Raw genomic sequence first — 19,919 nt, 5'->3', positions numbered from 1 at the left:
CGGATGCTGGGTATAAAACACCCACAATCGCCCAATTCCTATTAAAACAAGAAATCACACCGGTGTTTCCTTATACGCGCCCAAGACGCAAACCAGAGAATCGAGAGATTGTCTATGACGAATACTATGACTGTTATTTAGATGAGAATAACATCGTGTATCGTTACACAACGACGAATCGCAAAGGCTATCGCGAGTATAAAGCATTCGGACAAGAAAAAAGTAAACGAGTCATTACGCGTCACGTTTGGCAAGAAGCCCTTGAAACATGCGAAGATATAAGGCATTCAGATGGCATGCGGGAACTTTACAGAGAACGAAAGGAATCAGTAGAAAGATTATTTGGCACTGCCAAGGAGCACCATGGCTTTCGATATACCCACTTAATCGGGAAAGCCTTGATGGAATTCAAAGCAGGGCTTACTTTTGCCTGCTTGAACATGAAGAAATTGGCAAACATATTGGAGATGAGGAGCTAGAAAGGCTTCGTTTTTTTATTTATTAAGGAAATTTGGGCAGAAACAAAGACAAACCCTGTATGAGTCATCCTCAAAGAAGGGTTTGTCTTCAGTCTGAATCACTACGCTATCTTTAGCGTAGTGATTTTTTATGTTAACGAATTTCTACATTCTCTGCCTTTTCTAAAGCTTTAATCACTTGATCCATTGCCTTTGTCACTTCTTCATCTTTTAAAGTTTTATCTGGATTTTGGAAAGTTAAGTGATAAGCTAAAGATTGTTTATCTGCTGCTATATTCTCGCCAGTATATCGGTCGAATAATTCGACATTTTTCAAATTATCTCCAGCATTTTCATAGATTAAATCTACCAAGCTTTGGTGACTGGTTGATCGATCTACTAAAAGAGCGATATCACGAGAAGTTGATGGATATTTTGCTAAAGGGGTCTGTAGCAATAAGTCTCTGTTAAATCCTACTAAAGCCTCAAAATCTAACTCCGCAAAGAAAGTCTCCTTATCTAAGTCAAACTCTTGCGATAATTGGGGATGTAATTGCCCAATAAAACCAATTTTTTGACCGTCTAATAAGATATTGGCTGTTTGTCCTGGATGCATAAAGTCTAAATTTTCCATACGTTCAAATGATAAATGATTTCCTAAACGTAATTGGTCCATAATTTGTTCAACGATACCTTTGAGATCGTAAAAATCATAATTTTGACTTGCACTTTCCCAATTGGATGGACTCTTTTCACCAGAAACAAAGAAGCTAAGCATTTCTTTTTCTTCAGGTTGACGGTTCCTTTCAGTCGCTAAGAAAACTTTGCCCATTTCATAGAAAGCTATGGGCTTATTGTGACGGGCTTTATTGTAACGAGCAATCTCCAAGAAAGACGGTAACATTGATTGTCTTAAGAGTGATCTTTCCTCAGACATTGGTAAAAGTAATGAAACATAGCGATCTTTATTTGCATTTAATTTTGCAAACTCAGGTGAGATTAGAACATAAGACACTGTTTCATTTAAGCCTAACCCTTCAGCTAAAGAGCGTGTTGCTCTTTTTAATTTTTGTCGGCTATCTAATTGGGCGGGACGATTAGGAACCGCAGGTAGAGTAACAGGAATTTGATCATAGCCATAAATACGAGCCACTTCTTCTAAAATATCAGCTGGAATAGTAATATCCCAACGACGTGGGGGAATCGATACTCTTATCTGGTCATTTTCAAAAGCGACTTCAAAACCTAAGCGGTCAAAAATGGCTTGAAGCTGCGATTGATTCACTTGAATGCCTAATTTTTCTTCAATCATTTGCATAGGCAGTTCTACCACTTGATCATGCACATCATCGGCTTTTACTTCTAAGACTCCCTTTTCGATTTTACCCTGTGTTAATTGCGCCATCAAAATAGCAGCTTGGTCCCCTGCTTCTGAAAGAGTTGCTGGATTAATTCCTTTTTCAAAGCGGGCAGATGATTCTGATCTTAAGCCAAGACGTCGAGAAGTTGAACGAATGGCCTGAGGGTTAAAAACAGCTGTTTCTAATAAGACATTTTGCGTCTTTTCGGTTACATGGCTATCTAGCCCACCCATGACACCTGCTAGAGCAATTGGTTGATCGTCAGAAGTAATCACTATATCTTTTTCTGTTAGATTTCTTTCGATTTCGTCTAAAGTCGTAAGCTTTTCATTTTCTTTGGCATAGCGCACACCAATCTTTTTGCCTGGTAATTGATCCAAATCAAAAGCATGCATAGGTTGACCATATAGCATCAAATAGTAATTGGTCACATCCACTAGGTTATTAATAGGACGAATATTAGCTTTCATCAAACGGCTTTGCATTTGAATCGGGCTTGGCTTTACTTGAATGCTTTTCAACACTCTTAACTGATAGTGACTACTTAAATCATGTTCTGTCATATCCAATTCTAAATTTTGTAATTCATCAATTGAAACTAATTGACTTTCACTGATTTTTAAAGCTTCAAAATGTGGAGTCTGAGAAACAATCGCTCCCACCTCGTGAGCTACTCCACGCATCGATAAAGCATCTGCACGATTAGGTGTAATGGATAATTCTAAAATCGGATCATCAAGCTCCATGTATTCAACGATATTTTGACCGATTGGAGCATCCTCTGCTAAAAGATATATGCCATCCACAAATTCCTTCGGTACCACCTTATCAGCAAATCCCAACTCTTGTAATGAACATAGCATTCCTTGAGAAACTTGACCTCTAAGTTTTGACTCTTTGATTCTTAAATCTCCAGGTAAAATACAGCCTTCTAAAGCAGTGATTACTTTAGCACCTTGCTTAACATTAGATGCACCACATACGATTTGCTTTTTGCCGTAATCTGCTACATTGACTTGAGCAATTTTTAAATGATCGGAATCAGGATGGTCCTCTAATTCTTCAACTAATCCAACTACTAGAGGACCTTGAATAGAATCGGCCAGATTTTCGACTCCTTCAATTTCAATACCCGTTCGAGACATTTTCTCTGCTAATTCCTCGGCAGGCATTTTATTTAAATCTAATAATTCATTTAACCAATTATATGAAACATACATTAGTTTTGACCTCCTTTGAATTGTGTCAAGAAGCGTAAATCATTTTGGTAAAAATGACGGATGTCATCAACGTTATGCTTTAACATGGCTACACGGTCAATTCCCACACCAAATGCAAAGCCGCTATATTTATTTGAATCAATGCCTGACATTTCTAGTACATTTGGATGAACGAGTCCTGCTCCTAAGACTTCAATCCATCCGGTACCTTTACAAATACCACAACCTTGCCCTCCACATTTGAAACAGGACACATCCACTTCAACAGAAGGCTCTGTGAATGAGAAGAAGGAAGGTCTTAATCGAATCTCACGTTCTTCGCCAAAGAAGGCTTTAGCAAATTGTAAGAGCGTTCCTTTAAGATCTGCCATAGTAATCTTTTCAGCAACTACTAAGCCTTCCATTTGATGAAACTGATGAGAATGAGTCGCATCATCATTATCTCTTCTAAAAACCTTCCCGGGTGAAACCATCTTTAAAGGGCCATCTTTTTCAAAGTCATGCTTTTCCATTGTCCGAGCTTGCACAGGCGAAGTGTGTGTTCTTAATAAAACTTCTTCAGAGATATAAAAGGTATCTTGCATATCCCGAGCAGGATGATTTTTAGGCAAATTCATTTTTTCAAAGTTATAAAAGTCTAACTCTACTTCTGGTCCTTCAATAATTTGATAACCCATCCCTAAGAAAAGATCTTCTAATTCTTCACGCGTTTGAGTTAATAAGTGGCGACTACCAAAGTTCTGCCGTCTTCCAGGCAAGCTAATATCGATTGTTTCACTAGCCAGTTGAGCAGCTAATTCTTTCTGCTTTACTTGCTCTTGTTTTTTCTCAATATGGTCATTAAACGATTGATGGAATTGATTAATTAGCTGACCTAAAATCGGCTTTTCATCTTTTTCTAAATCTTTCATTTGTTTTGAAATTTGCGTCAATTCACCTTTTTTACCGGTATATTTCACGCGAATATCCTGAATCATTTTACTTGATTCCGCTTGCTTGATTTCTTCAATTGCCTTTGCAACTAAACCATCGACTTGTTCTTTAATGACTTGTAATTTATCATTCATCATAATCCTCCTAGCAATTAGCACTTTAATATTCCATCCAACAAAAATAGCCCGTCCCTAAAAGGGACGCGCTACCGTGGTACCACCCTTATTCTTGAAAAATTTCAAGCACTCAAATCATTGTTAACCCCAATGAAGGTATCTTTTTCTAGTTTCAAACTATTTAAGGATCGACTCCTAGGATGAAAATAATTGAAAAGTGACATCATCTGCTCTCAGTCGGTGACAAATTTCCCTGTTTATGTACCTTTCAATTAGGTCCTAATCATAGTCTTTAGTTATCTTTATCAAGTATAGCCTGTAAATAGTTTTTCGTCAATCTTGCTCTTTAGTGAAAAGTCATTTCACCCTCACTATTCGCTAAATCCAATGGTCTGCTCTTTCTTATATAGAGAGGCTTTTAGCCACCTTTTTAAACCTTCTACTAATTCGCATACAGCTGATTGCTTATCCATTAAAGTCACAATTAATGACTCGCCATAGCGTGGGATATCTAAAGTAGCGCCACACATATGTTTTAAAATTATATCTTTTTCTTTGTCTGATAAATCAGTGATTTCTAATGCATTCTTTAAAGCGATACGTGGATGCTCATAATTATGGCCTTTTCCGCCTACGCAATCCTTTGAGCAAGAATCGTAGAAAAACAAATCGTGCAGAAGGGCTGCTCTGGCTGTAGCGATCGCATCGAGCTTAAAACGTTTAGCCCAAAGGTATGAACGATAAGACACTGAAATAGAATGTGCTAAACGATTGGTATATTTATGATGGACAAATTTTTCTAGAGATTGAACTTTTTCATTCTCCAGCAAATCTTTAACAATTGCCACATATTCTTGGTTATCTTGCCAAGCTATTGCCATTTATCCACGTCCCTTCTTTAATCTAACTCTAGTATACTCCGCAAATATGAAATTTATGTAAATTCTATGTAAAAGTTTAATAAAGCTAATATTTATTAACTAATTCGACCATTGTTTCCAGGCAAACATTAAAATACCTGCTGCTATAGATACATTAAGGGATTCTGCTTTTCCTGGCATAGGTATAAAGACTGATTTATCTGCTTTTTCCATCCAAAAAGGCCCAACACCTTGCCCTTCATTGCCCAAAACCAAGACACAGTGGTTAGCGATTAATTTACGATAATCTTCAGCTTCTTGATTGACGGCTGTACAATAAAGAGGAAGTTCACTCGCTTGAATGGCTTTAAATATTTGAGCGTTTGAAGCTTCATAGATAGGCAAGTGCCATAAAGATCCTTGACTCGCTCTTATGACTTTATCATTGTAGAGGTCTACACAACCTTCAGCTAAGAATACACCATCAAAACCTGCTGCATCAGCGGTTCGAATCATGGTTCCTAAATTGCCCGGGTCTTGTACCCCGTCACATAAAAGATAGTGGCTACCATTTATATTTTCTTTAGCTAAATTACTTTCTTTTTTCTTAATGACAGCCATCACTCCTTGGGTATGTTGAGTGAGTGCGACTGTCTTCATCACTTCTTCACTTAAAATCAATACTTCGATTTGAGCTTGTTTGATTTGTTCAATAGTCTGTATATGATTTTCATGATAACTTGGCGTCATTAAAACTACTTCAATGGCTGCTTGATAAGTGATGGCTTCTTCAATAAGATGTTCACCCTCGATTAAATAAGTTTCTGTCTTTTTGCGATTCTTAGCTAAATGCAATTTGCGGTAGTCTTTTATTCTTTGATTTTGCTTTGATTGAATAATTTCCATAATATTTCACCTTTTTTCTTCATGAATTGAAGGTTACTTGAATATATAAAAAAAAGCAAACTTTCTAGCAAATTGGCTAGAAAGTTTGCTTAAATGGTCAATTAGCGTGTTAAGCGATAGATAGATTCTGCATAAATAGCAGTTGCTCTTAATAAGTCATCCATCGCAAGGAACTCATTGGCTTGATGCATAGTATCAATTGAATCTGGGAATAAGACACCAAATGAAACTCCACGCTCCATTAAGCGGCCATAAGTTCCTCCACCAATTGTTTTTTCATAAACTTCATTGCCAGTTTGTTTAGCATATACATCCAGTAAAGTTTTAACCATTGGATCTTCTGGTGAAAGATAATGAGGGTCTTTATTACCATTCATTTCCACTTTCACTGCTAAGTTAGCAACATTTTTGATAATAGCTGATTGAATTTGATCTTTGTCGGTTCCTTTAGGGTATCTAAAGTTAGCATCTACTAATCCACCTTCAGCATCATCAAAATTGATAATACCAATATTCATAGACAAGGCTCCCATAATATCATCGACTATAGCGACACCGATTTTTTCACCTTCAAAATCAAGGTGTAACTTATCGCCTACTAGAGTTAAGAAGTCATTGGCTTCTTTTTTATCAAATGTATACTTACTTAAGAAAGCAGCTAAGTAAGTTCCCGCATTATGGCCTTTTTCTGGAGTAGATCCGTGAGCCGCCTTACCTGTTAGTTCAAAACGTAATTGACCAGACGCTTGGGAAACTTTACCTGATACAGGTTGATCTTCTAAAAAGGCTTGGAAATCAGCTTTTATTTGGTCTGCTTGATCAGTTTTTACACTCGCATAAGCTTCTTGAGGAACCATATTTGCACGAAGACCTGCATGGAAATCAAGCAATTTATGATTAGCTTCCACTGTTTGCTTAGCATCAAATTTAAATTGAGCAGAAACATTTCCTTTTTCACCGTTGATAATCGGGAATTGCGCATCTGGTGAAAAACCATAGTCTGGCATTTTTTCGACTTTAGCATAATGATCCATACACATCCAGCCAGATTCTTCATCTGTTCCAACAATCAGATGAATCTTTTGATTAAACTCTGCGCCTAATTCACGTAATAATTTAATGGCAAAGTAAGCACCAATTGTTGGTCCTTTATCATCAGAAGAACCACGCGCATAAATGCGTCCATCTTTGATTACTGGCTCATAAGGGTCAGTGTCCCAACCAGTTCCTTCAGGAACAACATCCAGGTGACCTAAAATACCTAAGGTTTGATCGCCTTCTCCAATTTCAACACGGCCCACCAAAGGCCCAAATTGCTTCGTTTCAAAACCATCTTCTTGGGCCATTTTTAAGAATTCTTCTAAAGCTTTTTTAGGTCCAGGTCCAACAGGAGCCTCTGCTGTTGCTAAATCATCTTCACGAACTGAACGAATGCGAATCATCCGAAAAAGATCTTCTAATAAGTCTTCTTGACGTTTAGTGACTTCATCTAACCAATTAATATTGTCTAAATTTTCCATCTTTCTACCTCCATAAAATATAGAATTTCAAAATCATTCTGACTTTAATAAACTATTGCCATCAAATGAATCCGTTCCCATTATATCATATAAATTTATCCAACCCTATATCTCTACTTTAAATTTAAGTCTTTTTTTAAATAAGACTTTTTCTCTGAGAATAGCCTTTTTACTATTCATAACCCAATGGCTTTAGAGCTTCTATTTCAGCTTGAGTTAATTGACGATAATCTCCAAGAGCTAAGTCATCTTCAAGCTGGAGAGGTCCCATTGATAAACGGTGAAGTTGAAGAACTTCCATCTGACAAGCTTGAAACATTCTTTTTACTTGGTGAAATTTACCCTCACTAATGGAAACGCGAATTTTAGATAGACTCTTTTCAAAATCTACTTCATCAATCCATAATTGAGCGGGTTTACTTATAAATTCTCCTAAATCCAAGCCTGCTTTAAACGCTGCTACCGTTTCTTTCGTAACATTTCCTTCAATTAAAGCTTGATAGGTTTTATAAACTTGTTTTTTTGGAGAAGTTAACTGATGAGCCATTTGACCATTATTGGTAATTAATAAGAGACCAGTGGTGTCAATATCTAGTCTCCCTACCGGAAAGAGATCAAAACGATAATCATCCGGATGTAGACAATCGATAACCGTATCATGGTGTCCGTCTTCAGTGGCAGAGATAACGCCTTGCGGTTTATTCAAGAGCCAATAGATGAACTTGTGGTAAATAATTTGTTGTCCATCTACTTCTATCAAGTCCTTGTTTTCGTCTACTTGAAAGTTTGCTTTTATAATTTGTTCACCATTGACTCGAACACTTCCTGTTGAAATTAAAGACTTGACTTCTTTTCTAGAGCCGAAATTCATATGACTTAATAATTTATCTAATCTCATCGGTGGATACTCAATTTCTTTTGTAAATCCGCACGGTAATCACCGATAATAATCGGCAACATACCGAATAGGGCCATAGTGCCACTATAGATAAGAATGGCAATCAAAACGACTATAATGATTTGAACTAAAGTTAAGCCTCGTCCTACTGGATCCATCATCAGATTGATTAAACGATTCCAACCGTAAGTACCAATTGCCATAATGGTTGTCGCAATCACAATGCGCACAATATCACCTACAAAATAACGATCACGAATTTTGATTACACGCCAAATCTTCATCCACATTAAAACAGCAGCCACAGCAAAGCCAAAGAAGGTCGCCAGTAAAGCACCGTGAGCTTGGAATAACGCTACCATTGGAAATTGTAGAACAAGCTTAATTGCTAAACCTACCAGTAAATAAGTGATTGCAAACCGACGATAATCCATTGATTGAAGAATGGTTGCAAAAACAGTATATGCTCCTAATACAATAGCTGTAAATGATCCTGTCGTTAATAAACCCGGTCCTGCAGAAATACCTGCTGGATAGAAGAAAGGATAGACATTGTCAGCTATAATCGCCATTCCGATTGAGGCTGGCAGCATGATAAAGGTGAATAAAAGAACAATATTTTTGATTAATTCACTGGTTTTATTAATATTTCCTTCAGCGTACTTACTTGAAACAGCTGGGATTGATGAAGCCGCAATAGCTACAGCAAATGAAACAATAATCATCACTAATTTATTAACATCTAAGCTCATCGCTCCAAATAATTCAGCAATTTCTGAATTTAATAACACACTGGTACGAACAAGGATTTGTTTAAAGGTATAGGTATCAATATTTTGTGCAAAAATTATACCTGAGCCAAGCAAGATGAAAGGAATCGAATCACGTAGCATAATTTTTAGGCTATCCATGAAATCGATATCCATCTTATTTAAGGATGTCTCTTTAATACTTTTCATTTTTCGATTATGAATAATATAAGCACCAACCAAGAAGAGCAAGGCAATTAAGGCTCCAACAAAGGCTGCAAAAGTTGAATGAGCAACCGCGTCTGTAATCGATCCCTCGTAAACCATCATAATCAGGTAAGTAGCACCTAAGATATAAAGAACTCGCATAATTTGTTCCAGAACCTCAGAAAGGGCTAGCGGTATCATTTGACTATAACCTTGGAAATATCCTTTAAATAGGCTTAAAGTAGGTAAAATCAAGAGAGCCGGTGCTAATGAACGAACGACAATGATTGCCGCTTCTTGGTTATCTGTTGGTGAATTAGCTACTAATACAGGTGCGATTAAATAAAAGATTGCAGCAATTAAGATACCTGAGAAGGCCATAATTCCCAGTGAATATTTAAAGAGCTTGTCGACCACTTTAAATTCTTTCTTAGTGCTGTAAAAGGCTATCTGCTTAGCAACCGCCGCAGGAAAACCAGCTACTGCAATTGATAAGAAAAATACGTATGGATTATATCCAACAGCATAAAGAGAGTTTGCTTGAGAATATTCTGCCCCTAGCCAAGCTGCCCATGGAATAATATATAAAGCCCCAATAATTCGGGATAGTATTTGTCCCATTGACAACCAAGCAGCACCAGCAACAAATTTAGATTTATCTTCAGAATGGCCTTGTTCACTCAGTTCTTGCTGAGCTTTTTCTGCTTCAAAAAGATTAGCATCTAAGGTGTCTTCAAGAAGGACATCCGTTAAAATTGGCGCTTCGTAATAAGAAGTTTTTTGCGAAATTTCTTCTGCAATGGACTCTTCTTCAGATAAATTATCCCTATCCTTGGGTTTTTCTTCTTCATTTATTGACTCTTGGTCATCATTATTAATGATTGCAGCTTGTTCATTTTCATCAGACGATTCCTGTTCAAGAATCGCATCTAAAGGCGCTTGTTTTTCAGTTGGTGTCTCTTTTTCTCCTTCAACTTCACTGTCTTTATCATCATGATTTTGAACCGTTTGTAGCATTTGACTGGTTGACTGCTTGGTTTTCTCTAACAGCTTTGTAGAATTAGCTGCAATTTTAGCCCAGGCATTGCGTGAATTGACTTTAACCTTATCTAATAAATTAGATCCTTTTTTAGGAGTTATTTGCTCTTGTTTATAATGATCTTCAGGCAAGATGTCCCATGCTAAAGCTTCTATTTCTTCATCATTATACATTTGAGTTTGCGATGACTTTTGCGATTCTAAATCTTTTTCATCAGAAGAACTTTCATTGGTCTTGGAATTGAAATTGACTTTAGAAAAAGTAGGTTCGACAGAGGAAGAATTCTGCTCTTCTTGAGATTGACGATTGTTACTATCTTGAGTCTTTTCTTGCGATAAAGATTGTGACTCAAACTCCTTATCTTCCCTCCCTTCGTCTATATTTTCAGCTTGTGAACTTTCTGCCGATTCCCCATCAGTCAATGCTTCCTCAAGAGAATTTGAACTACTCTTTAAACTTGAATTAGGAGTTTGAGAGAGACTTTCAGTTTCAGCTTGACTATTATCCTCAATATCTTCAGCTGGATGGCTATTATTAATTACGTCCAATTCGTTAAGAGACTCTTGTTCTAGACTAACTGCTTCCTCTCTCGCTAAAGAATTATCAATCAATGCTTCGTCTGAATCATAGGATTCAACTTCAAAAGTATTGATGTTGAGAGACTCATGCACAACTTCTTCATCTTCTCGTTCTTCAGAAGTAAGGGGTTCAAATTCATCACGCGTTGAAAAAACTATCTGGAAAACTCTTTGAAAGAATCCAGGTCTAACATTAGCAGCCCGCTTATTTCGATGCTCTTTTCTTAGGCTTTCCTCAATCGATCGATACTGGAAGGGGTTCTCATTTTCATTTCCATGACCATCTTGTTTTTCAAAATCATGACGAGTAAAAAGATCTGGTTCTATTTCTAATTCCAGTGTTTCCTTAAGATGATTAGCTGGATCTTTCATAATTTCAACTTTTTGAGTTGACTGTGAGAATTCCCTTTCTTTATCAGTATCCTCAATTGAACTTAGAGAACTAACTTCAATTTGATTGTCTGCGATTTCTTCCTCGGCTTCAATTACTTCCTCTGAATTATCTTCAAATTGCTCAAGTAATTCTCCTGCTTGTTCTTCAGTAGGTTGATTGTTAATGGCTGACTCTTTTTCATTTTCTGTCAATTGATGATCTACTAAATTTTCGATCGGTTGATTTGTATTAGGATCAGCTTTTATCTCTCGGTCAAAATAATCTGAATCCATTGGCCGAGGATTAGGATGTCTCAGTTTTTCGAGATCTTCTTCTGTAAATTCTAGTGTATCAAAACGGTCGTAATCATTTTTAAATCCCTGATTTTTATCATCAAATTGATTATCAGACACTTACTACACCCCTTTTATTGATATTTCGTCTCTAATATAACATGTATCTATATCAAGAACGATTTCTTAGCACTTTAACTAGTTAGCCACTATGTTAACCAAACGGTTAGGAATAGCAATGATTTTACGAACTGTTTTACCATCCAACTCTTTTTTTATGCTTGCTTCTGCAAGAGCTAACTCTTCCATAGCCTCTTTTTCTAAATCCAAAGCTATATCGAGTTTTGCTTTAACTTTACCGTTAATTTGGATGACAATTTCAACAACTTCATCTTTAATGAGTGACTCATCATATTCTGGCCAGCTTGCTTCTGATAATGATTCAGAGTGCCCTAATTTTTGCCACAACTCTTCCATTAAGTGCGGTGCAATTGGAGCTAACAACTGAACAAAGCCTTTGGCATATTTCTTAGGCAATACATCGACGCTTCTAGCTTCATTTAAGAAAATCATTAGTTGAGAAATAGCTGTATTAAAATGTAACTGCTCAAAATCTTCTGTCACTTTTTTGACTGTTTGATGGTAAATCTTAGTCAATTGATCATCTTCAGACTCTTGAATAGCTGAACTTATTTGACCCGTCGTTTCCTCAATAAATAAACGCCATACGCGATCCAAGAAACGTCTTGAACCTTCCAAGCCATTTTCTGACCAAGCGATCGATGCGTCTAAGGGGCCCATGAACATTTCATATACTCTCAATGTATCTGCGCCATATTCATTAACTACATCGTCTGGATTAACCACATTTCCCTTCGATTTAGACATTTTTTCATTGTTTTCACCCAAAATCATTCCTTGATTGTAGAGTTTTTGGAAAGGTTCTTTAGTAGGAACGACCCCCAAATCATAAAGAAACTTATGCCAAAAACGGGCATAAAGAAGATGTAAAACAGCATGTTCCGCTCCACCTATATAGAGATCGACATTTTGCCATTTGTTTAATGCCTTTTCAGAAGCAATCGCTTCAGTATTATTTGGATCCATGTAACGTAAAAAATACCAGGAAGAACCTGCCCATTGTGGCATAGTATTTGTTTCTCTTCGGCCCTTCATGCCTGTTTTGGGATCTTCAACTTCCAGCCAATCTTTAACATTGGCTAATGGAGATTCGCCTGTTCCAGAAGGTTTAATGCGGTCTGTCTTAGGTAAAAGTAAAGGTAGTTCTTCTTCAGCAATCGCTGTGCTTGTACCATCTTCCCAATGTATAACTGGAATAGGCTCTCCCCAATATCTTTGTCTAGAGAAGACCCAGTCTCTTAAGCGGAAGTTAACTTTTCTTTGTCCTTTAGCATTAGCTTCTAACCACTCAATCATTTTTTGATTGGCTGCTTCTATGTTCAAACCATCTAAAAATTCAGAATTAATATGCATTCCATCTTCTACATATGCCTCATTTTGAATTCCTTCTTCGGATTTAATCACTTCATATCTTGGTAAATCATATTTTTGTGAGAACTCATAGTCTCTTTGATCATGAGCTGGGACCGCCATGACCGCACCTGTTCCATAAGAAGCCAATACATAGTCTGCAATCCAAATAGGTATCTCTTTAGCTGTTACAGGATGGATGGCGTATGAGCCAGTGAATACACCCGTTTTATCTTTAGCAAGTTCAGTACGGTCTAAATCCGTTTTAATCGAAGCAGCAGCAATATAGCTTTCTATTTCTGTCTTTTGTTCTGGACTCGTTAAGTCTTTAACGAGCTCGTGCTCTGGTGCTAAAACGATATAAGACAAACCAAACAAAGTGTCTGGACGGGTAGTATAAGTTGTAATGATTGAAGGACTATCTTTTACTTCAAAATCAATTAAAGCTCCCTCAGAGCGGCCTATCCAATTGCGTTGCATCTCTTTAACTGAATCCGGCCAATCCAAATCTTCTAAATCATCAAGTAAACGCTGGGCATAGGCTGTAATTTTTAATACCCATTGCTTCATTGGACGACGGACTACAGGGTAACCGCCACGTTCTGACACACCATCTACAATTTCTTCGTTAGCTAATACTGTTCCTAAAGCTTCACACCAATTAACGGTAACATCCGCTTGATAAGCCAATCCTTTTTCATAAAGTTTGGTAAAAATCCATTGAGTCCATTTGTAATAGGATGGATCGGTAGTAGCAAATTCTCGCTCCCAGTCATAAGAGAAGCCTAGAGATTTGATTTGACGTTTAAAGTTGGCGATGTTTTTTGCTGTAAAATCTGCTGGATCGTTACCAGTATCTAAGGCATATTGTTCAGCTGGTAAACCAAAAGCATCCCACCCCATTGGATGAAGAACATCATAACCTTGTGCTCTTTTCATTCTGGCCATAATATCAGTAGCAGTGTAACCTTCTGGATGACCTACGTGTAGTCCTTGACCTGAAGGGTATGGAAACATGTCTAATACATAATATTTTTCTCGGTCTGCTCTATCCTTAGTTTTAAAAGTTTCATTTTTATCCCAATAATCTTGCCACTTTTTCTCAATTACTCGATGCTGATATGTCATATTCTTTTCCTCCAATTATCTAATCTTTTATACAAAAAAGCCCTATGAAATCATCTCAAAGACAACTTCATAGGGCGCAATCGCGCGGTACCACCTATTATTTCATTAGCTGAGAGCTAATGCTCTATGCTTTAACGCAGCAAACGTCTCAAGTTAACACTTTACGCTTAGCTCGAGCATTAAAAGGAAGAGTTCAAAAGCTTTTCAACACTTACTTTCACCAAATGTAAGTTCTCTTTAGATGATCCACAATTTACTAGGTCCTACATTTTTAAATTTTTAAAAATTAATAATTTGTCCGATATAAATGGTTGTTCCACCATTTTTTTCAATCAGATCATTAACATCTAAGCCATTACGACGTGCAATCGCATATAAAGTATCATTAGCCTTTACAACATAAGAACCCGTTGAAACTACTTCATTAGTGCTTTCATTTGATTCTTCATTAATTGTTTGACTTAAGTTAACCGTTTCAGACTTTAATGGAGTAGAAACAGTTACTGAAGATTCGATTGAAACGTCATCTTGCTTAATAACTTCTACTTTAGTTTCTAACTTCGTTGCTTGACGAGCTAGGGCTTGACTTGATGAAGTTTTAGTGGAAATATTTAATTTTTGGCCTGGAATAATTAGACTGTTAACTTGTAGATTATTTGCTTCTAATAAGTTAGCTAATGTTATTCCATGGCGATTTGCAATGGCCCATAAAGAGTCACCTGCTTTTACTATATAATCCCCACTTGTATTTTGTTTAATTTCTTGAGTTTTATCTGTAACTACTAGATTTTCTTTTGGCGTAGATACTGGCTTTTTATTAACAAGATGAGAAGACGCTTCACCCATATTGCTTCCAGGAATTATCAATTTTTGATTGGGATGGATAACAGTATTTAAGTGAATGCCGTTAGCTAATAATAAGTCGTTAATACGCACACCATGCTTTTTCGCAATAGCATATAAAGAATCGCCCGCTTTAATAGTGTAAAGCCCTTTAGTTGTTGAGCTTACAGTGTTCTTATCAACAGGTTCATTCGTATTTTCAACCGGCTTGCTTGCAGAAGGCTTGCTGATAGATAATTTATTTACTTGACTAGTAACTTGAGTTTGACCAGGTATCCTTAAAACTTGATTGGGATGGATAACTGATTGAATCGTCATTCCATTAACTTTTATTAAGTCATCAACATTTACGCCTAATTTCTTGGCTATTTTATAAAATCCGTCACCCGGCTGGACTTTATAGCTTCCATTGGTTGAAACGATTTCACTTGAAACAGTTTCGTCTACAATGCTTGTTTCTGGTGATGTAGTAGGTTTAATTGTAGTGGACTGATTGGGGCCATCAAATTGATCCAATTGATATTGGCTAATTATTTGGTTTAATTTTCCGCCATAGCGTGTATCTGTTGCATAACGTCCAGTTAAATGTTCTGTTGCCTCTTGATACGAAGTTGTATTGGATTTTAAAGCTCCTTGATAATAGCTTTTTCTCCAAGCAGATCCTTCACCAGTTAATACTCTAGCATAATCCAATAATGAATCAGCATAAGAATCATACTTTCTAAAGTTATCTTTAATTTGATAATAAGATCCTGTCCCATCATCTTCTAGAGTATCCATTTCCACTTTTTTATCCTTTTTTCCTGCCTTGACTCCAAACAGATTATAGTTAGGTGCTTGAGCAAGTGTTGAACTTCCCCAGCCGGACTCTAACGCTGCTTGGGCTATCATAACAGAAGCATATAAATCATTTTTAGCAGCAATTTCTTTCGCAGATTGCCCGATACTATTGATAAATTCTTGTGGAGAGAATTTCTTTTGAGATTTCTGAGCATGAACAATGGCATTTTCAGATTGAACTTGTGTTAACACACTTGTTGACAGTAACATTACACCAACATTAATATTGGTGAAAATTTTCTTAAATAGTTTGCGTCTTTGGATTTTTTCTTGCTGACGCATTCTCCGATTTCGCTGTTGAATCATCCTTCAGCCTCCAAATTAAATAAATTTCCATACGGATACATACTGTATTATATGCCATCTCTAATAAAAAATGTTCCTTTATCGTTACTTTTATTGGATTTTTAACATAAGTAACATAAATGAAATATATCAATATTGGTTTGACTACTTTTAATTGAATACATTAGCGAGTATAGTATGAATAAATGGCCACAATATAGAGGAGCGATTTTTTTGAAGTCCTATTTAAAACATATACTCATCCTTTCATTTGTTCTTCTGTCAGGATGTTCTTTCTTAAATGAAAAAAAACTTGAAAATCACTGTTGGCAAGTTACTTTAAATGATTCACTTATTTATCAAGTAGATTTTCAAGATGAGCTTGTTCACTTTCAACTGAATGAAGATAATTTCCTAGAACAAGCCGAACAAGAGTTGGATTTATCTCTACAAGAAACAAGGGATTTGCTGATTGATAAAAAAGAGGAGTTAAATTTTACAGCGCGTTATTATTTAGAAGGAAACTATTTAAATCTTATTCAATCAGCGCACCAAGCAAAGCAATATGAAATAAAGTTTAAGGGTACGACTACCATACTCACTTCCTCAGATGGCAGTCAACTTTTATTAGAAAGAGTGGAATAATGAAGAATGCCTTACAGTCTAGTCATGATGCTTTAGGAAAATTAATTGAAAGATTCCCTGCTGGAAATTATATTGACGCTACTCTCGGAAAAGGAAATGACAGTTTTTTTATATTAAGCCACCCGGCTTTTTCTGGAAAACTTTTTGCTTTCGATATTCAAGTTCAAGCACTGGAAATAGCTCAACAAAAGCTAAAAATCTTTTCATCCGATTCTTTCCAACTTTTTAACAATGGACACCAGCATTTTGATCAAGTTCTCAGTTTTTCAACCTTAGCTAAAGTTCATGGAGCTATTTTTAATTTAGGCTATTTACCTGGAGCCAGCCATCAAATCACTACTAAAGCTTCCACAACCTTACAAGCACTCAATCAAATTGCTCAGCGCTTAGTTTCAAAAGGGAAAATATTTATTGTTGTTTATTCAGGACATAAAGAGGGAGCGATTGAAAAAGAAGAATTAATAAAACAATTAACGCTATGGTCGCAAGATCAGTTTACAATCTCTATTCTTGATTTTTTAAATCAAAGGAATCACCCTCCTCTTTTAATTACTATCGAAAAGAAATAAAGAAGCAATCATGAATGACTGCTTCTTTGTTTTATCTTTATTAGTTTAATTTCAATTTAAGCTTATAATCTATCTGCTCTTAATGGCTTCAATAAACCGTTCGATACTCTCTTTGACTATTTCCTTAGGTAGGGCTAAATGAATACGAATAAAACCTTCACCACAAGAGCCAAACATCACACCATTATTGATATAAACATGATGTGCTTCTAACAGCTTAATAATTTCCTCACATTCCATATTTAATGGAGTTAAATCCAACCATAATAAATAGGAAGCCTCCATTGGTGTTACTACAATTTCAGGCAGCTGATCTTCAATCATCGCTTTTGCCATTTGATAATTTTCTTCGATTAATTCTACTAATGCTTCTTTCCAATCTAAACAATCATTATAGGCATGTTTACAGGCATAAAGACCTAAGACTGGAACAGAAAGCAAATTCATTTTTTCAGCTGTTTCGATATATCGTTGACGCCATTCAGGATTCACGATGAAGATATTTGATGTCTGTAAACCCGCTAAGTTAAACGTTTTAGAAGGCGCAGTGGCCACGACTACACGCTGTGCAATATCGTCAGATAAATTAGCAAAGACATTATGTTTGAAATTTTTATGGGCTAGATCAAAATGAATTTCGTCTGAAAATAGATATAGGTCATTTTCCTTACAAATTTTAGCAACTTTTTCCAGTTCTTCTTTCTTCCATACACGCCCGACTGGATTGTGAGGGCTACAGAAAATCATTGCTTTAGCCTCTTTTGCTGCTGCTTCTAATGCTTCAAAATCTATGGTATAGTATCCTTCATTATTAATTAACTCAACATTAATCTTCTTACGCTCATTATTTTCAATAGCTGCCGTAAAAGGTCCATAAACAGGCTCTAAAATAATGATACCATCGCCTTTTTGTGTAAAAGCATTAACGAAAACATTAATTGCTGGAACAACTCCAGGTGCGGTAACCATCCACTCTTCTTTAACATCCCATTGGTGCTGGTCTTTCATCCATTTCTTAACGGCTTCATAATAGGCTTGATTCGGTACGGTGTAGCCTAAGACAAGTTCGTCCAAATCTTTTTTTAAGCCTTCAATGATACCGGGTGCCATTGGGAAGTCTAAATCTGCTACTGAAAGCGGAGCGATCCCCTCAGGAATATTCTTATTAGACTCTCTCATTAATAACCATTTTTTAGAACCTTGCTGTGTGCGATCGACACACGTTTTAAAATCATAAGCCATATGATTGCCTCCTAGATATACTAAATTTCAATCTCTGTACTCCTATCTTACACAAATTAAACGCTTTCTTCAACGGCTTCTTAAATTATAAGAGAAATATTAAAGAAATTTAATTTAAAATAAAAACTAGCCCATTTTAGCATGGACTAGTTTTTTTAATGATTATTAGAACAGTAATTTATCTGCTCCCCCAACAGTATTACCTAAGGCTTCAATCGCTAAGACATTTAAATAATGCCATGGACGGTCATAGTTAGGTTGGAAGAAGAAGTCTAACAACGCTAGTTGCTCAAGCGTATATTTGGCATTAATGACTGTTGAAAGCACATTAATTGAATCGGCTACATCAAATTTAGAAACTAGCTGTCCACCTAAAATGATATGGCTATCTTCATCATAGAAAATCATCATATGAACAGTGCCTGGTTTACGCATGAAATCAGGATAAACTTTTTCTTCTACATATTTCCAAGCTACTTTACCTTCATATAAATCTTTATTGACCATTGATAAGCCAGTTGAAGCAATCGTATAGTCAAAATATCTCAAGGCAGAAGTTCCAGATACACTAGGCATCTTGAATTGAGTTCCTGAGGCGTTAAGAGCGGCTACGATTCCTTGTCTTCTCGCTAAGGTAGCAAGACCAATATTTGTCTTATCAGCCGTTGGTGCAAAAGGAATATAAGTTGCATCTCCACCAGCGTATACGTCTTTTGCGGATGTTTCTAGGTATTCGTTTGTTTGAATAAAGCCATGATCATCCATTTCAAGAGTGCCTTTCAACCAGTCAGTTGCTGGCTTAACACCTACAGCTACTACAACTGTATCAGCAGGATATTCACCCTTATCGGTCACAACAGCTTTGACTTTATTGCCTTCTCCTAATAGTTTTTTAACAGCTTCTCCACCCTTAAAGTGTAAGCCTTTATCAGCACCGTGCGCTTCTAGTAATTTTGAAATGTTCTCATCTAAATAAGCAGGCAAAATACGATCTTCCATATCAATAACTGTAACATCTATACCCGCTTCTGCATATGCCGTTGCCACTTCCACTCCGATATAACCAGAACCAATCACTACTAAGTGGTTAGTTTCTTTCATACGATCGTATACTACTTGCGTATCTTCTGGTCCTCTAAAAGTGTGAACATTTTCTAAATCATATCCTTCAAACTGAGGAAGTGGTGCAAACCCACCTGGACTCAATAGTAACTTATCATAAGACTCTTGATGCTCTCCTTCTTCTGTCTTAACCGTTACTGTTTTTTCTTCTGGGTTGACTCCTATTACTTGGCTGGCAGGATGCATGATAATACCTTGTTCACTATAGGAGGCGTTATTGGCAAAATGTAACTCTGACAACTC

The 19,919-nt window shown here is 36.5% G+C and carries 13 protein-coding genes, 1 pseudogene and 1 other annotated feature; of the genes and pseudogenes, 3 read left to right on the top strand and 11 right to left on the bottom strand.

Features of this window, described 5'->3' with window-relative positions; all coding sequences use genetic code 11:
* Positions 1 to 464 (top strand): annotated as a pseudogene (locus ACQV2X_RS05715) (transposase); the annotation flags it as partial.
* 148 nt (positions 465 to 612) lie between these two features.
* On the opposite strand, the gene pheT reads toward ACQV2X_RS05715, so the two are convergent.
* The 9 genes from pheT to ACQV2X_RS05670 all read right to left on the bottom strand — a co-directional run bounded on the left by pheT (position 613) and on the right by ACQV2X_RS05670 (position 16,119).
* Positions 613 to 3,039, bottom strand: a complete 2,427-nt coding sequence (gene pheT, locus ACQV2X_RS05710) for a phenylalanine--tRNA ligase subunit beta (RefSeq protein ID WP_428894330.1) — start codon at positions 3,037 to 3,039, stop codon at positions 613 to 615.
* The gene (pheS, locus tag ACQV2X_RS05705) at positions 3,039 to 4,106 is read right to left on the bottom strand and encodes a phenylalanine--tRNA ligase subunit alpha (protein WP_428893501.1); all 1,068 of its coding nucleotides are present in this window, start codon (positions 4,104 to 4,106) and stop codon (positions 3,039 to 3,041) included. The genes pheT and pheS overlap by 1 nt, the downstream gene beginning before the upstream one ends.
* Before the next feature lie 353 nt (positions 4,107 to 4,459).
* Positions 4,460 to 4,969 (bottom strand): phosphohydrolase, encoded by a 510-nt coding sequence (locus ACQV2X_RS05700; RefSeq protein ID WP_428892885.1) that lies wholly within the window; start codon positions 4,967 to 4,969, stop codon positions 4,460 to 4,462.
* Between the two features lie 99 nt (positions 4,970 to 5,068).
* Positions 5,069 to 5,854 (bottom strand): TrmH family RNA methyltransferase, encoded by a 786-nt coding sequence (locus ACQV2X_RS05695; RefSeq protein ID WP_428874343.1) that lies wholly within the window; start codon positions 5,852 to 5,854, stop codon positions 5,069 to 5,071.
* 101 nt (positions 5,855 to 5,955) lie between these two features.
* Entirely contained in the window at positions 5,956 to 7,374 is a 1,419-nt protein-coding gene (pepV, locus tag ACQV2X_RS05690) for a dipeptidase PepV (RefSeq protein WP_428875413.1), read from the bottom strand.
* Between the two features lie 172 nt (positions 7,375 to 7,546).
* On the bottom strand, positions 7,547 to 8,272 hold the full coding sequence (locus ACQV2X_RS05685) for a pseudouridine synthase (protein ID WP_428874341.1): 726 nt from the start codon (positions 8,270 to 8,272) through the stop codon (positions 7,547 to 7,549).
* Entirely contained in the window at positions 8,269 to 11,631 is a 3,363-nt protein-coding gene (locus tag ACQV2X_RS05680) for a polysaccharide biosynthesis C-terminal domain-containing protein (RefSeq protein ID WP_428894329.1), read from the bottom strand. The genes ACQV2X_RS05685 and ACQV2X_RS05680 overlap by 4 nt, the downstream gene beginning before the upstream one ends.
* Positions 11,632 to 11,709: 78 nt before the next feature.
* Entirely contained in the window at positions 11,710 to 14,130 is a 2,421-nt protein-coding gene (gene leuS / locus ACQV2X_RS05675; RefSeq protein ID WP_428874339.1) for a leucine--tRNA ligase, read from the bottom strand.
* A gap of 67 nt (positions 14,131 to 14,197) precedes the next feature.
* Positions 14,198 to 14,411: a binding site (T-box leader), on the bottom strand.
* Positions 14,410 to 16,119: a LysM peptidoglycan-binding domain-containing protein gene (locus ACQV2X_RS05670; protein WP_428885328.1), complete on the bottom strand. Its 1,710-nt coding sequence runs from the start codon at positions 16,117 to 16,119 to the stop codon at positions 14,410 to 14,412. It overlaps the preceding feature by 2 nt.
* Positions 16,120 to 16,332: 213 nt before the next feature.
* Between ACQV2X_RS05670 and ACQV2X_RS05665 the strand changes: the two genes are divergently transcribed.
* Positions 16,333 to 16,743, top strand: a complete 411-nt coding sequence (locus ACQV2X_RS05665) for a hypothetical protein (protein WP_428874336.1) — start codon at positions 16,333 to 16,335, stop codon at positions 16,741 to 16,743.
* Positions 16,743 to 17,312 carry a tRNA (mnm(5)s(2)U34)-methyltransferase gene (locus ACQV2X_RS05660; RefSeq protein WP_428885326.1) on the top strand — a complete coding sequence of 190 codons (570 nt, stop codon included), beginning with the start codon at positions 16,743 to 16,745 and terminating at the stop codon, positions 17,310 to 17,312. Before ACQV2X_RS05665 ends, ACQV2X_RS05660 begins: the two co-directional genes overlap by 1 nt.
* 69 nt (positions 17,313 to 17,381) lie before the next feature.
* Here ACQV2X_RS05660 and ACQV2X_RS05655 read toward each other — a convergent pair whose 3' ends face one another.
* Both ACQV2X_RS05655 and ACQV2X_RS05650 read right to left on the bottom strand, forming a co-directional pair.
* Positions 17,382 to 18,554, bottom strand: a complete 1,173-nt coding sequence (locus ACQV2X_RS05655; protein WP_428875401.1) for a MalY/PatB family protein — start codon at positions 18,552 to 18,554, stop codon at positions 17,382 to 17,384.
* A gap of 165 nt (positions 18,555 to 18,719) precedes the next feature.
* The gene (locus tag ACQV2X_RS05650; protein WP_428874333.1) at positions 18,720 to 19,916 is read right to left on the bottom strand and encodes an FAD-dependent oxidoreductase; all 1,197 of its coding nucleotides are present in this window, start codon (positions 19,914 to 19,916) and stop codon (positions 18,720 to 18,722) included.
* Positions 19,917 to 19,919: the final 3 nt, after the last annotated feature.

The organism is Facklamia sp. P12945 (genome assembly GCF_050409485.1).
Lineage (GTDB): Bacteria > Bacillota > Bacilli > Lactobacillales > Aerococcaceae > Facklamia.
This window is presented reverse-complemented; position numbering and strand designations above follow the sequence as displayed.

What these genes read in the sequence shown, in the direction of transcription:
- ACQV2X_RS05695 (WP_428874343.1), bottom strand. Translation starts at nt 5,854, where the DNA reads ATGGAAATTATTCAATCAAAGCAAAATCAAAGAATAAAAGACTACCGC.
- pheT (WP_428894330.1), bottom strand. Translation starts at nt 3,039, where the DNA reads ATGTATGTTTCATATAATTGGTTAAATGAATTATTAGATTTAAATAAA.
- pepV (WP_428875413.1), bottom strand. Translation starts at nt 7,374, where the DNA reads ATGGAAAATTTAGACAATATTAATTGGTTAGATGAAGTCACTAAACGT.
- ACQV2X_RS05670 (WP_428885328.1), bottom strand. Translation starts at nt 16,119, where the DNA reads ATGATTCAACAGCGAAATCGGAGAATGCGTCAGCAAGAAAAAATCCAA.
- leuS (WP_428874339.1), bottom strand. Translation starts at nt 14,130, where the DNA reads ATGACATATCAGCATCGAGTAATTGAGAAAAAGTGGCAAGATTATTGG.
- ACQV2X_RS05685 (WP_428874341.1), bottom strand. Translation starts at nt 8,272, where the DNA reads ATGAGATTAGATAAATTATTAAGTCATATGAATTTCGGCTCTAGAAAA.
- ACQV2X_RS05660 (WP_428885326.1), top strand. Translation starts at nt 16,743, where the DNA reads ATGAAGAATGCCTTACAGTCTAGTCATGATGCTTTAGGAAAATTAATT.
- ACQV2X_RS05655 (WP_428875401.1), bottom strand. Translation starts at nt 18,554, where the DNA reads ATGGCTTATGATTTTAAAACGTGTGTCGATCGCACACAGCAAGGTTCT.
- ACQV2X_RS05700 (WP_428892885.1), bottom strand. Translation starts at nt 4,969, where the DNA reads ATGGCAATAGCTTGGCAAGATAACCAAGAATATGTGGCAATTGTTAAA.
- pheS (WP_428893501.1), bottom strand. Translation starts at nt 4,106, where the DNA reads ATGAATGATAAATTACAAGTCATTAAAGAACAAGTCGATGGTTTAGTT.